Raw genomic sequence first — 12,462 nt, 5'->3', positions numbered from 1 at the left:
GGGCGGCCTGCCGGCTCACCCGTGCGGGCGGTCCGGCGGCCGGCCCCCACCCGCGGGCCGGCGGGATCGGCGGCAGCGCCGCGCAGGGGCGTGCCGGCCGCCCGGGTCCGCGGCGCGAACCGTCGGTCCGGCCTCAGGCCGCCTGTGCCGAGGCCACCGTTTCCGCCGCGTGCATCGGCCGTCCCGAGCCCAGGTCCGTCAGGATCGCCGCCGAGGCCCGGTGGCCGGAGTGCAGCGCGCCGTGGACGGTGCTGGTGTCGCGGTGGTCGCCGCACACGTACAGGCCGGCCAGCAGCCGGACCGGCCTGCGCGGGTCGTGCGGTGGGCGCATCGTGGGCACCGCCTCGGGCGTGTGGTGCACGGCGAGGGTCTCCCAGCGGGCGGTCGGGGTGCCGTAGAGGCGGGAGAGGTGGATGCGTACGGCGGTGTCGACGTCGGGCGGGGGAGGGCCGAGGACCGTCGACGAGACGAGGGTGCGACCGGCCGGCGCACGGGACGGGTCCACCTCGCTGACCACCGCCGTGTGGGCGACCGGGCCCCCTCGGTCCGCGTCCAGCAGCAGGGCGGCACCGGTCGTCGGGGGCTCGTCCGTCGTGTGGTGCACCACCGTCACCGGGTGGAAGTCCGGCACCCTGAGGCCCGGCAGCAGCTCGGCCGCGGCGCGGGCGTCGGTCGCCACCAGGACGGCCCGGCAGCGGATGACGCCGTGCTCCGCCGTGGTCACGGCGTTGGTGGCGACCGAGGTGACCCGGACACCGGTGTGCACGGTGCCCGGCGGCAGCGTCCGCGCCAGCAGCTCCGGCAGCACCTCGGCGCCGCCCTCGGGCAGTCCGAGCCGTCCGCCGGCGAACGCGCGCAGCGCGAGGTCGGCGCACCGGCTGGAGGTGGTGAGGTCCGGGTCGCACAGCAGGGCGGCGAGCAGCGGGCGCAGGAAGCCGTCGATCGTGCGGGCCGGCAGCCCGCGGACCGCCAGTGCCTGGGCGGCGGGCAGCTCCGGGCGGGCCAGCAGCCGCTCGACCGGAGTGTTCGCGAGCCGGGTCAGCGCGGCGCCGAGCCGCGCTTGGTCGACCGCGGTGCCGAGCGGGGCGCCGACGCGAGTACGGGGCGCGGGCGCGGGCCAGCCGGACGCGTGGGGGGCGTGAGCAGGGCGCCGGGGCGCGGGTGCTGACCGGGGGGCGCTCGCAAGGGCGCGTACCGCATGGAGTGCGCCCCTTGCGCTCCTCGCGCCCCGGGCACCCGCCGGGGCGCCCGCGAGGTGGTGGCGGCCCTCGCTGTGCAGCAGGACGCCGGGGGCGAAGGGCAGCAGCGCGGGGCCGGCCGGCCCGGGGCCGCGGTGCGGTTCGGGAAGTGCCGTGGGCAGCAGCTGTCCGATCCTGTCGAGCCGGAAGCCGTCGATCTTCTCGGTCGCCATACGGCCGCCCACCGTACGGGCCACCTCCAGGACCGTGGTCGTCACTCCTGCGCTGGTCAGCCGATGCGCCGCGGAGAGTCCGGCGATCCCGGCCCCCACGACGACGACGTCCGCCTGGTACGCGGGCTCAAGCACGTGCCCCTCCTCGAGGTTGCGCGGCCGCTGGAGACGTCATGCCCCCAACCGCCTTGAGGAATACCCGAGTTCGAGTCGAGGTTAGGTCCGGAAAAGGTCAGGGGGAGTCGCATGGAGGCAGGGCACGGTCGCACAACGGTCGCATGCGGGTGTCATACGGGCGCTATGTGACCTTCATACGATCAGGAACTGGCCGAAGGTGACGAGGAACGGGCGCGTGCGGCGAGGGTGGCGGCGGGCGAGGCCGGGGGCTGGCGGGGCGGGGCGGGCCGTCCCCTCCGGCCCGGCCGCCCCGTCCCCCACCTCACAGCGCCGCCCGGATCGCCCCGTCGATCTCCGGGAACGCGAAGCGGAAGCCCGAGTCCAGCAGGCGCGCCGGGAGGACCCGGGCGCTGCCCAGGACGTCACCGGCCAGCTCGCCGAGCGCGGCGCGCAGGACCGGGGCGGGCACCGCGAACGGCGTCGGGCGGTGCAGCACGCGCCCCATGGCCGCGGTGACCTCACGGTTCGTCACCGGATGCGGGGCGGTCAGGTTGAACGGGCCGGACAGGTCCCCTCGGTCCAGCAGGTGCCGGATCGCCGCCACCTCGTCGTGCAGCGCCACGAAGGACCAGTACTGGGACCCGTCGCCCAGCCGTCCGCCGAGTCCCGCCCGGAAGAGCGGGAAGAGCCGCCCCCAGGCCCCGCCCCGGCGGGAGACGACCAGCCCGGTGCGCACGAACACCGTCCGCACGCCCGCCTCCCGGGCGGGGGCCGCGGCGGCCTCCCACTCCAGGCACAGGGACGGCAGGAAGCCCTCTCCCGCGGGTGCGCTCTCGTCGACGGCCCGGTCGCCGGTCTGCCCGTAGAAGCCGATCGCGCTGCCGTTCACGAAGACCCGCGGAGGCCTCTCCAGTGAGGCGACGGCCTCCGCGAGCGCCGTCGTGCCGTGTACCCGGCTGCCGCGGATGCGCCTCTTGTACGCGTCGCTCCAGCGGCGGTCGCCGACCCCGGCCCCGGCCAGGTTGACGACGGCGTCGCACCCGGCGAGCCCGGCCGCGTCCACGCGTCCGCCCTCCGGGTCCCACCGGACCTCGTCCGCACCCCGCGGCGCGTGGCGTACCAGGCGCACCACCTCGTGCCCGTCGGCGGTCAGGGACCGCACCAGCGCGCTGCCGATGACACCGGAGGCGCCGGCCACCGCGACGCGGGAACGGTCCCTGGCCTCGGGCCCGTCGTCCTCGGGCCGGCCGCCCTCGCGCTCGCCGCTCCCGCGCCCGCGCCGCCCGCCGCCGTCGCGCCCGTCGTCCTCAGGCCCGTCGTCCATGCGCCCGTCGTCCATGCGCCCATCCTGCCGGGTGGCCCCGGAAAAATCCCGGACCGGTGCCCGCACCCGCGCCGTACAGTGATCGCCATGCCAGTTCCGCACATACGCCAGGCCAGGTCCGACGACGAGCAGCCGCTGCGCCGGATCGACCACGAGACCTGGTCCTACCTGCACGCCGTCTCGCCCCGACCGGAGCCGGACGACCCCTTCTTCCAAGAGACGTGCGGCCCCGCCGACCACCTGGTCGCCGAACTCGACGGCGCCGTCGTCGGCTACGTCCGCCTCGGCTTCCCCACGCCACTGGCCGCCAACATCCACGTACGCCAGATCCGCGGTCTCGCCGTCCGCGACGCGGCCCGCGGCAACGGCGTCGGCCGCGCCCTCGTCCGGGCCGCCGTGGACGACGCCCGCCACAAGGGCTTCCGTCGCATCACCCTGCGCGTCCTCGGTCACAACACCGCGGCACGCAAGCTCTACGAGTCCGAGGGCTTCGTCGTCGAGGGCCTGCAGCCGGAGGAGTTCCACCTCGACGGCGAGTACGTCGACGACGTGCTCATGGGCCAGTCGCTGACCGGCCCCTGACGCTCACGACGTGACCGGCTCGCCCGTGTCCACCGCCCGGGTCGCGTCGGCCGCGCGCCGCGCGTCGGCGGCCACCTCGTCCGCCGTCAGCACGTAACCGGTCCCGGCGTCGGAGGTGGAGCGGGCGAAGACCACGCCGTACACCCGGCCGTCGGTGGTCAGCAGCGGTCCGCCCGAGTTGCCGGGGCGGACCGTGGAGCGTATCGAGTAGATCTCCCGGGTGACGTTCGCGTCGCTGTAGATGTTCTGGCCGGTCGCCCGGACCCGGTTCGCCACGGTCGCCGCCCGCAGGTCCAGGTCGCCGTGCTGCGGATAGCCCGCGACCACCGCGGGATCACCGCGCTCCGCGTCGTCGTCGAACCGCAGGACGGGCGCGGTCAGGTCCGGGACGTACAGCACGGCCACGTCCTTGCCCGGGTCGAACAGCACCACCCGCGCCTCGTACGACGGCCCCACCCCGCCGACCCGCACGGTCGGGTCGTCGATGCCGGCCACCACGTGGGCGTTGGTCATCACGCGCTCCGGCGCGTACACGAAGCCGCTGCCCTCCCGGCCCTGGGAGCCGGTGACGCCCTCGACCTTCACCGTGCTGAGCTTCGCCGCCTCGGTGGCCTCCGCCGTGACACTGTCCCCGGAGGGCTCGGCGACCTTCGCGGTCGACTCGTTCTCGAACGGGTTGAAGACCTGCGGGAACCCCGCCTCGGCCAGTGCGGACGTCGCCCCGGAGAACCACGCCGGAGTGGTGTCCGGCATCGCCCGCTGCACCGCGCCCAGCAGTGCCGAGTCCCGGATCGCCGAGGTGAGCAGCGAGGAGGAGGACGCCGCCAGTACGCTCGCCGCCACCCACGCCACGATCAGCGCCGCCGCCGCGTTGGCCGCCGCCCCGCCGACCCCGTCGGCCGTCCTGAGCGGCCCGGCGTCCAGCTCCCGGCGCAGCCGCAGCGCAGGCCGCCCCGCCAGCTCGTGGCCCACCACCGCGGGCACCAGCACCGTGGTCACGGCGGTCACCGTCGCCGCCGTCGAGCCCGGCGCCACCAGGTCCATCACCCACGGCAGGATCCACACGCCGAGCGCCGCGCCGCCCACGAAGCCGGCCAGCGAGACACAGCCGGCCACCAGACCGCGCCGGTAGCCGGAGGCCGCGTAGGCCAGCACCACCAGCACCAGCAGGATGTCGAGCACGTCCACGCGCACCGCCTTTCCACCGGGCCCCCTGCGGCCCCGGTCCCCCGGAGTCCGTGCCGGTCGGGCCGGGCGGCCGGCCTCGGGTCACGGCCTCGGGTCAACCGGAAAACGTCGTGGACCGGGACGATGGTTCCGCCAGGTGGCACGGCACACATCGCGGGCGGACCGGAACAGCCGGACAGTGGGCCCATGCGTGTCTTCCGAGGACCGGACGGGAACCGGGAGCGGCGTGTGGTCCCCGTACCGGGCGTCGCCGCCCGCATGCCGGGCGCGGTACGGACGCTGCTCGGCTGTCTGCCGGGACTGGCAGCCGCCGCCGCGCTGGCGCTGTGCGCGAGCGGTGTGGAACGGGCGGCCACGACGCACGACGGGCAGGCCGCCGCGGACCGGTACGCCGCGCCCCGGCCGCCCGTCGTGCCCCGGTCGCAGTGGCTCGGCGACGCGGCCCGGGCACAGCCGCCCCCGCGCTACGACGACAAGGTCCTCGCCGTCTTCATCCATCACACGGACACGCCGAACGGGTACGACTGCGCCGACGTGCCGGCCATCCTCCGCGGCGTCTACACGGGGCAGACCGGTGCCCGGGACTGGGACGACATCGGCTACAACTTCGTCGTCGACCGCTGCGGCACCATCTACGAGGGCCGCGCCGGCGGCATCGACCGCCCCGTCACCGGCGCCCACACCCAGGGCTTCAACCACCGCACCACCGGGATCGCCGCCCTCGGCACCTTCACCGCCGGCGTGCCCGTGCCCGACGCGCTGACCGACGCGATCGCCGCGCTGGCCGCCTGGAAACTCGGCCGCAGCGACACCGATCCGCGCGGGAAGGCCAGCCTGGTCTCCAGCAACGGACTCAGCCGGTATGCCGCCGGTTCCACCGCCACCCTGCCCGCCGTCGCGGGCCACGACGAGGGCTACCAGACCAGCTGCCCGGGCGCGGCCCTCGCCGCCCGCCTCCCGCACATCAGGGACGTGGCGGCCCGGCTCCAGGGCCGGTCCGGCTGACCCCGAGGACGGGCACCGCGGTCGCGCGGGCCGCGGACACCCCGACCGACCCCTACGGCCGGCCGTACCGTCCGTCCGACGCCGGCCGCCGCCGTACCCCCGAGGCCGGGACGGGGGCGCGGGATCAGTCCCGCCCGAACCGCTCCCACAGGCGCGGGAAGCGGGCGGCGAGGGCCCGGTCGTTCTCCAGGTCGACCGGAGTACCCAGCGGTTCCGCGGGCGCGGGCGCGATGCCCAGGTCGGGGGCGACGGTGCCGGTGAGCTGTTCGTAGGCCTCGTCGGCCGCGTAGCCCAGCTCCTCGCCGTCGCCGTCCAGCTCCTCGTCGAAGTCGTCCAGCAGCTCGGCGAGCGAGTCGGGATCGTGCACCCCGCCCTCGTACACCTCGCGGCCCTGGCCGATCAGCCAGCACCGGAAGTAGTCGAAGGCGTCGTCGCTCGCCCCGCCGAGCAGCACCCACGCGGCGCCCCACAGGTCCCAGGTGCAGGCGCGGTTGTAACGCGCCTCGAAATGGCGGGCGAAGTCGAGCACCAGGTCCGGGTCCAGCCCGAGGAGCCGCTCCACGAGCAGTTCGGCCTGGTCCTCGGGATCGCCGTCGGCGCCCTGCCGGGTGGCGTCGATCAGCTCCCAGAACTCCGTCTCGTCCATCACGGGTCCAGCATCGGTCCTGGACGGGTGCCACGCACGCGGAGTGCGGCGGATCGTCATGTCCCGGCCGGGCCGCCGTCGCCGCGCACCCCTCCGCCGTTCGCTCCGTCGCCGTACATTCCGGCCAGCCGCCGCGCTTCCCGCGCGAACCGCGCCCGCAGCGCCTCGGGCGCCAGTACCTCCACCTCCGCCCCGAGCCCCCGCAACTGGGTGTGCGCGATCTCCTCGGACTCCACGGGCAGCGTCACCGTCACCCAGCCGTCCGCGTCCGGCGCCTCAGCGGACTGCAGCGCTTCCCGGGCGGACAGCGCGTCGACGACGTGCTTCAGCCTGCGCGCACCCTCCGGCGACAGCCGCACCACGACCTCCACCCGCAGGATCGACCGCGCGAACTGCTCGGCCCGCTCCGTCCAGAACGCCGGCAGGTCGAAATCGCCGTCCCGCTCGAAGCGCTCCTCGCCCGCCTCCACCGCCGCGAGCCGGTCGATGCGGTACACGCGGAAGGGGCCCTCCTCCGCCGCCCGCGCAGCCTTCGCGCACAGGTACCAGACCCCCGCCTTCAGCACGAGCCCGTACGGCTCCAGCTCCCGCACGACCTCGTCCTCGCCGCGCCGGTAGCGCGCGGTGATCCGCCGGTCGTCCCACACCGCGTCCGCCACCGCCGGCAGCAGCTCGGGCGTCCCGGGGTCCCGGAACCAGTTCGGCGCGTCCAGGTGGAACCGCTGCGCCGCCGTGCGGGAGGCGTCCCGCAGGGACGGCAGCAGGGCCGCCGACACCTTCAGGCGGGCCGCCGACGCCGCGTCCTCCAGGCCCATCTCGCGCAGCGCCCCCGGCACCCCGGACAGGAACAGCGCCTCGGCCTCGCCCCGTGCCAGTCCGGTCAGCCGCGTGCGGTAACCGCCGATCAGCCGGTAGCCACCGGCCCGCCCCCGCTCCGCGTACACCGGTACGCCCGCCTCCGACAGCGCCTGCGCGTCGCGCGTCACGGTCCGCTCCGACACCTCCAGTTCCCGGGCCAGCTCGGCGGCGGTCATGGCCGGGCGGGACTGGAGGAGCAGCACCATCTTGATGAGGCGGGCAGCGCGCATGCCCCACATCATGCAGGAGGCCCCCGCCGCGGCGGGGGCCTCCTGTCAGACATGCCTGAGCTTTACAGGCCGTAGCGCTCGCGCGCCTCCTTCACGGACGTCGCCTTGACCTCGCCGCGCTTCGCGAGCTGGGCCAGGGCGGCGACGACGATGGACTCGGCGTCGACACCGAAGTGGCGGCGCGCGGCCTCACGGGTGTCCGACAGGCCGAAGCCGTCGGCGCCCAGCGAGGACCAGTCCTGCTCGACCCACTGCGCGATCTGGTCCGGGACCTGGCGCATGTAGTCGGAGACCGCGAGCACCGGGCCCTCGGCGCCCTGGAGCGCCCGGCGGACGTACGGCGTCCGCTCCTCGCCGCGCAGCAGTGCCGCGTCGGCGTCCAGCGCGTCCCGGCGCAGCTCCGTCCAGGAGGTCGCCGACCACACGTCGGCGGACACGCCCCACTCCTCGGCGAGCAGCCGCTGCGCCTTCAGTGCCCAGTGGATCGCCGTGCCGGAGCCCAGCAGCTGGATGCGGGGGGCGTTCGCGGCCGGGGCCAGGCCGGCCGACTCCGCCGTGTTGAAGCGGTACAGGCCCTTGACGATGCCCTCGTCGACGCCGGGGACGGCCGGCTTGGCCGGCTGCGGCATCGGCTCGTTGTAGACCGTCAGGTAGTAGAAGACGTTCGGGTCCTCGCCCGGGGCCGCCTCGCCGTACATCCGGCGCAGACCGTCCTTGACGATCGCCGCGACCTCGTAGGCGAAGGCGGGGTCGTACGTCAGGGCGGCCGGGTTGGTCGCCGCGATGGCGGGGGAGTGGCCGTCCGCGTGCTGGAGGCCCTCACCGGTCAGCGTGGTGCGGCCCGCCGTGGCACCGACCAGGAAGCCGCGGCCGAGCTGGTCGCCGAGCTGCCACATCTGGTCGGCCGTGCGCTGCCAGCCGAACATCGAGTAGAAGATGTAGAACGGGATCATCGCCTCGCCGTGCGTCGCGTACGACGTGGAAGCGGCGATGAAGTCGGCCATCGAACCGGCCTCGGTGATCCCCTCGTTGAGGATCTGGCCGTTCTTGGCCTCCTTGTAGTACATCAGCTGGTCGCGGTCGACCGGCTCGTACGTCTGGCCCTTGGGCGAGTAGATGCCCAGCGACGGGAACAGCGACTCCATGCCGAAGGTGCGCGCCTCGTCGGGGACGATCGGCACCCAGCGCTTGCCGGTCTCCTTGTCGCGGACCAGGTCCTTGATCAGGCGGACGAAGGCCATGGTGGTGGCCACGCTCTGCGAGCCGGAGCCCTTGTCGAAGGACGCGAACGCCTTCTCGGCGGGCGCGGGCAGCGGCGCGAGCGGGTGCACGCGGCGGGCCGGGGCCGGACCGCCGAGGGCGGCGCGGCGCTCCTGGAGGTAGCGGACCTCGGGGGAGTCGGCGCCCGGGTGGCCGTAGGGGACCACGCCGTCGACGAAGGCGCTGTCCGCGATCGGCAGGCCGAGCAGGTCGCGCATGTCCTTGAACTCGTCCACCGAGAGCTTCTTCATCTGGTGGTTGGCGTTCTTGGACGCGAAGCCGCGGCCGAGGGTGTGGCCCTTGACCGTCTGGGCCAGGATCACGGTCGGCGCGCCCTTGTGGGCGAGCGCGGCCTTGTACGCGGCGTAGACCTTGCGGGACTCGTGGCCGCCGCGCGAGTAGTGGAAGCACTCGAGGATCTTGTCGTCGGACAGCAGCTTCGCCATCTCGGCGAGCTGCGGGTCCTTGCCGAAGAAGTCCTCGCGGATGTAGGCGGCGTCGCGCGTCTGGTACGTCTGCACCTGCGCGTCCGGTACCTCGCGCAGGCGGCGGACGAGCGCGCCCGTGGTGTCGAGCTGGAACAGCTCGTCCCAGGCCGTGCCCCACAGCGACTTGACCACGTTCCAGCCGGCGCCGCGGAACTGGGCCTCCAGCTCCTGCACGATCTTGAAGTTGGCGCGGACCGGACCGTCGAGGCGCTGCAGGTTGCAGTTGATGACGAAGGTCAGGTTGTCCAGGCCCTCGCGGGAGGCGAGGGTGAGCGCGGTGGTGGACTCCGGCTCGTCCATCTCGCCGTCGCCGAGGAACGCCCACACGTGGGAGTTGCTCAGGTCCTTGATGCCGCGGCTGGTCAGGTAGCGGTTGAACCGCGCCTGGTAGATCGCGGAGATCGGGCCGAGGCCCATCGACACCGTGGGGAACTCCCACAGCCAGGGCAGACGGCGCGGGTGCGGGTACGACGGCAGGCCGTTGCCGCCGGCCTCGCGGCGGAAGTTGTCGAGCTGCTCCTCGTTCAGGCGGCCGTCGAGGAAGGCGCGGGCGTAGATGCCGGGGGAGGCGTGGCCCTGGACGTAGAGCTGGTCGCCGGAGCCGTCAGCCTCCTTGCCCTTGAAGAAGTGGTTGAAGCCGGTCTCGTACAGCCAGGCGGCGGAGGCGAAGGTGGCGATGTGGCCGCCGACGCCGTACTTGCTGCCGCGGGTGACCATCGCCGCCGCGTTCCAGCGGTTCCAGGCGGTGATCCGCTGCTCCATCGCCTCGTCGCCGTCCACGACGGGCTCGTCGGCGGTCGGGATGGAGTTGACGTAGTCCGTCTCGAGGAGCTTCGGCAGCGCGATGCCGGCGCCCTCGGCGCGCTCCAGGGTGCGGCGCATCAGGTACGCGGCACGGTGCGGCCCGGCCGCCTTGGTGACGGCGTCCAGGGAGGCCCGCCACTCGGCGGTCTCCTCGGGGTCGCGGTCCGGGAGCTGGTCGAGCTCGCTCGGCTGGATGGCTTTGGGGTCGGTCATGTCGCCGCCTTCCTCAGTCGAAGGGGGTTCCCTCATCGGCAAGGGTTCGGGGGTGCCCTAGGTCTTTGGCAGGACAGGGCGGTGGGCTTCGGTGGAAGCCCGACGGTGACTGTAACTCTGTGATCGATGATCGATCAAAGGGTTGAGGGCCAAAACCTCTCGATACCGAGAAAGTCGGCACGGGGTGCCTCCGACAGTGGCACGGGGTGACCTTGAAGTTGGCGGTTTGTGCAGGTGAGCGCGGTAGAGCTCGGGTGGTCCGGGGACGTGGCGGGTGCGGTCCGCCGTGGCCGGCCGCGCAGTTCCCCGCGCCGCCGAACGGCTGCGCCGTTCTCCCGGGGCGGGGAGCGGCCGCGGGGACGACGGACTACGCGCGCGGGGCACAGCCCAGGACGTGGGCCTTGACGATCTCCGGGATCCGCGGGTCCCGGCGCCGGAACGCCGCGACCAGCTCCTCGTGCTCCTCCGCGTACGACTGCTGCACCGTGCCCAGCCACCGTATCGACAGCGCCGTGAACACCTCGATGCCCAGGCCCTCCCACGTGTGCAGCAGCACCGAGTTGCCGGCCGCCCGCACCAGTTCCCGGTGGAAGCCCACCGTGTGCCGCACCTGGGCCGTCCCGTCGGACACCCGGTCGGCCTCGTACAGCGCGGCGACGTGCGGTTCGAGGGCCGAGCAGTCCTCGGCGAGGCGGTCCGCCGCCAGTTCCGCGGCGATCGCCTCCAGCCCGGCCCGGACCGGGTAGCTCTCCTCCAGGTCGGCGGCGGTCAGGTTCCGCACCCGTACGCCCTTGTTCGGGGCCGACTCGATCAGCCGCAGCGACTCCAGCTCGCGCAGCGCCTCCCGCACCGGGGTCTGGCTGACCTCCAGCTCGGTGGCGATCCGCCGCTCCACGATCCGCTCGCCCGGCTGCCAGCGTCCGCTGATGATCCCTTCCAGGATGTGCTCGCGGATCTGTTCGCGCAGCGAGTGGACGACGGGCGCGGTCATGGGAGCTCCTTCGGGAGGGGCATGGATTTTATACAGCGGCCCGAAGGGCCTCGTTGAGGGGGCGGTGGTCGGGCGGCGGGCGGGCCCCCCGGGGCGTTCGACGTTGAGCAACAATACGGCCGTCGCGGCGGGCGGGAAGGGCGCACGGGGGCGCTTTTACGCAGGTGAGACGAGACTTACACGGCGCATACCGGCCGGACACGACGGTGCCCCCGCCCGGAGAACTCCGGGCGGGGGCACCGTACAGGCCCACTGGCAGGGGGATCAGAGGCCGAGCTCGACCTCGAACTCGCCCGCCTCCAGGATCGCCTTGACCGCCGTCAGGTAACGGGCGGCGTCGGCGCCGTCCACCAGGCGGTGGTCGTAGGACAGGGTCAGGTACGTCATGTCGCGGACGCCGATGACCGTGCCCTCCTCCGTCTCGATGACGGCCGGACGCTTGACCGTGGCACCGATGCCGAGGATGGCGACCTGGCCCGGCGGCACGATGATCGTGTCGAACAGCGCGCCGCGCGAACCGGTGTTGCTGATGGTGAAGGTGGCGCCGGCCAGCTCGTCCGGGCTGATCTTGCTGGCCCGGACCTTGCCCGCCAGGTCGGCGGTCGCCTTGGCGATGCCGGCCAGGTTGAGGTCACCGGCGTTCTTGATGACCGGGGTCATCAGGCCCTTCTCGGAGTCCACCGCGATACCGATGTTCTCGGTGTCGAAGTAGGTGATGGTCCCCTCGGCCTCGTTGATCTTGGCGTTGATCGGCGCGTGCGCCTTCAGCGCCTGGGCCGCGGCCTTGACGAAGAACGGCATCGGCGAGAGCTTGACGCCCTCGCGCGCCGCGAACGCGTCCTTGGCGCGGGCGCGCAGCTTCATCAGACGGGTGACGTCGACCTCGACGACCGACGACAGCTGCGCCTGCTCGTGCAGCGCCTTGACCATGTTGTCGCCGATGACCTTGCGGATGCGCGGCATCTTGACGGTCTGGCCGCGCAGCGGGGAGACCTCCAGGACGGGGGCCTTCTTCGCGGCAGGGCCCCCGGCAGTCACGGCGGCGGCAGCGGCGGCCGGAGCCGGCGCGGCGGCCTTGGCGGCCTCGGCGGCGGCGGTGACGTCCTGCTTGCGGATACGGCCGCCGACGCCGGTGCCCTTGACGGTGGACAGGTCGACGCCGTTCTCGGCGGCGAGCTTGCGCACCAGCGGGGTGACGTAGGCGCCGTCGTCCACCGGCTGGGCGGCGGCCGGGGTGGCCGGAGCGGCCGGGGTGGCCGGAGCGGCGGCCGGGGCCGGCGCGGGCGCCGGAGCGGCCTGCTGCGGGGCCGGAGCCGAGGGCGCCTGCGGGGCCGGAGCGGCCGGA

The 12,462-nt window shown here is 74.0% G+C and carries 10 protein-coding genes; 2 read left to right on the top strand and 8 right to left on the bottom strand.

The features are described 5' to 3' along the window. Window positions 1-133 precede the first annotated feature (133 nt). Together ACP4IX_RS35600 and ACP4IX_RS35595 are read right to left on the bottom strand one after the other, a co-directional pair. Window positions 134-1,546: an NAD(P)/FAD-dependent oxidoreductase gene (locus ACP4IX_RS35600; RefSeq protein WP_426526844.1), complete on the bottom strand. Its 1,413-nt coding sequence runs from the start codon at window positions 1,544-1,546 to the stop codon at window positions 134-136. 304 nt (window positions 1,547-1,850) lie between these two features. Next, window positions 1,851-2,867 (bottom strand): TIGR01777 family oxidoreductase, encoded by a 1,017-nt coding sequence (locus ACP4IX_RS35595; protein WP_426526842.1) that lies wholly within the window; start codon window positions 2,865-2,867, stop codon window positions 1,851-1,853. Window positions 2,868-2,939: 72 nt separating this feature from the next. Here ACP4IX_RS35595 and ACP4IX_RS35590 point away from each other — a divergent pair, with 72 nt between their 5' ends. Continuing rightward, window positions 2,940-3,434 carry an N-acetyltransferase family protein gene (locus tag ACP4IX_RS35590; RefSeq protein ID WP_426526840.1) on the top strand — a complete coding sequence of 165 codons (495 nt, stop codon included), beginning with the start codon at window positions 2,940-2,942 and terminating at the stop codon, window positions 3,432-3,434. Window positions 3,435-3,437: 3 nt separating this feature from the next. Here the strand turns inward: ACP4IX_RS35590 and ACP4IX_RS35585 are convergent, their stop codons facing one another. Next, on the bottom strand, window positions 3,438-4,622 hold the full coding sequence (locus ACP4IX_RS35585; protein ID WP_426526838.1) for a MarP family serine protease: 1,185 nt from the start codon (window positions 4,620-4,622) through the stop codon (window positions 3,438-3,440). A 123-nt stretch (window positions 4,623-4,745) separates the two neighbouring features. Here ACP4IX_RS35585 and ACP4IX_RS35580 point away from each other — a divergent pair, with 123 nt between their 5' ends. Further along, window positions 4,746-5,627, top strand: a complete 882-nt coding sequence (locus tag ACP4IX_RS35580) for a peptidoglycan recognition protein family protein (protein ID WP_426526836.1) — start codon at window positions 4,746-4,748, stop codon at window positions 5,625-5,627. 124 nt (window positions 5,628-5,751) lie between these two features. Here the strand turns inward: ACP4IX_RS35580 and ACP4IX_RS35575 are convergent, their stop codons facing one another. The 5 genes from ACP4IX_RS35575 to sucB form a co-directional block, all read right to left on the bottom strand. Further along, entirely contained in the window at window positions 5,752-6,273 is a 522-nt protein-coding gene (locus ACP4IX_RS35575) for a DUF4240 domain-containing protein (RefSeq protein ID WP_426526846.1), read from the bottom strand. A 56-nt stretch (window positions 6,274-6,329) separates the two neighbouring features. Further along, window positions 6,330-7,361, bottom strand: a complete 1,032-nt coding sequence (locus ACP4IX_RS35570; protein WP_426558717.1) for a helix-turn-helix transcriptional regulator — start codon at window positions 7,359-7,361, stop codon at window positions 6,330-6,332. Window positions 7,362-7,423: 62 nt separating this feature from the next. After that, the gene (gene aceE / locus ACP4IX_RS35565) at window positions 7,424-10,126 is read right to left on the bottom strand and encodes a pyruvate dehydrogenase (acetyl-transferring), homodimeric type (RefSeq protein WP_426526832.1); all 2,703 of its coding nucleotides are present in this window, start codon (window positions 10,124-10,126) and stop codon (window positions 7,424-7,426) included. A gap of 367 nt (window positions 10,127-10,493) precedes the next feature. After that, entirely contained in the window at window positions 10,494-11,117 is a 624-nt protein-coding gene (locus tag ACP4IX_RS35560) for a GntR family transcriptional regulator (RefSeq protein ID WP_426526830.1), read from the bottom strand. 264 nt (window positions 11,118-11,381) lie between these two features. Continuing rightward, window positions 11,382-12,462: 2-oxoglutarate dehydrogenase, E2 component, dihydrolipoamide succinyltransferase (sucB, locus tag ACP4IX_RS35555; protein ID WP_426558715.1), on the bottom strand; the 1,081-nt coding region annotated here is incomplete at its 5' end.

This window comes from Streptomyces sp. WG5 (assembly GCF_049974565.1).
Taxonomy (GTDB): Bacteria; Actinomycetota; Actinomycetes; order Streptomycetales; family Streptomycetaceae; genus Streptomyces.
Note: the sequence above shows the minus strand (reverse complement) of the source record. Positions and strands in the feature narration are given on the sequence as shown.

Bases quoted from the DNA above. Each gene is read 5' to 3' on its own strand.
- ACP4IX_RS35595 (WP_426526842.1), bottom strand. From the start codon at position 2,867: ATGGACGACGGGCGCATGGACGACGGGCCTGAGGACGACGGGCGCGAC.
- ACP4IX_RS35590 (WP_426526840.1), top strand. From the start codon at position 2,940: ATGCCAGTTCCGCACATACGCCAGGCCAGGTCCGACGACGAGCAGCCG.
- ACP4IX_RS35580 (WP_426526836.1), top strand. From the start codon at position 4,746: ATGGTTCCGCCAGGTGGCACGGCACACATCGCGGGCGGACCGGAACAG.
- ACP4IX_RS35575 (WP_426526846.1), bottom strand. From the start codon at position 6,273: ATGGACGAGACGGAGTTCTGGGAGCTGATCGACGCCACCCGGCAGGGC.
- ACP4IX_RS35570 (WP_426558717.1), bottom strand. From the start codon at position 7,361: ATGCGCGCTGCCCGCCTCATCAAGATGGTGCTGCTCCTCCAGTCCCGC.
- aceE (WP_426526832.1), bottom strand. From the start codon at position 10,126: ATGACCGACCCCAAAGCCATCCAGCCGAGCGAGCTCGACCAGCTCCCG.
- ACP4IX_RS35560 (WP_426526830.1), bottom strand. From the start codon at position 11,117: ATGACCGCGCCCGTCGTCCACTCGCTGCGCGAACAGATCCGCGAGCAC.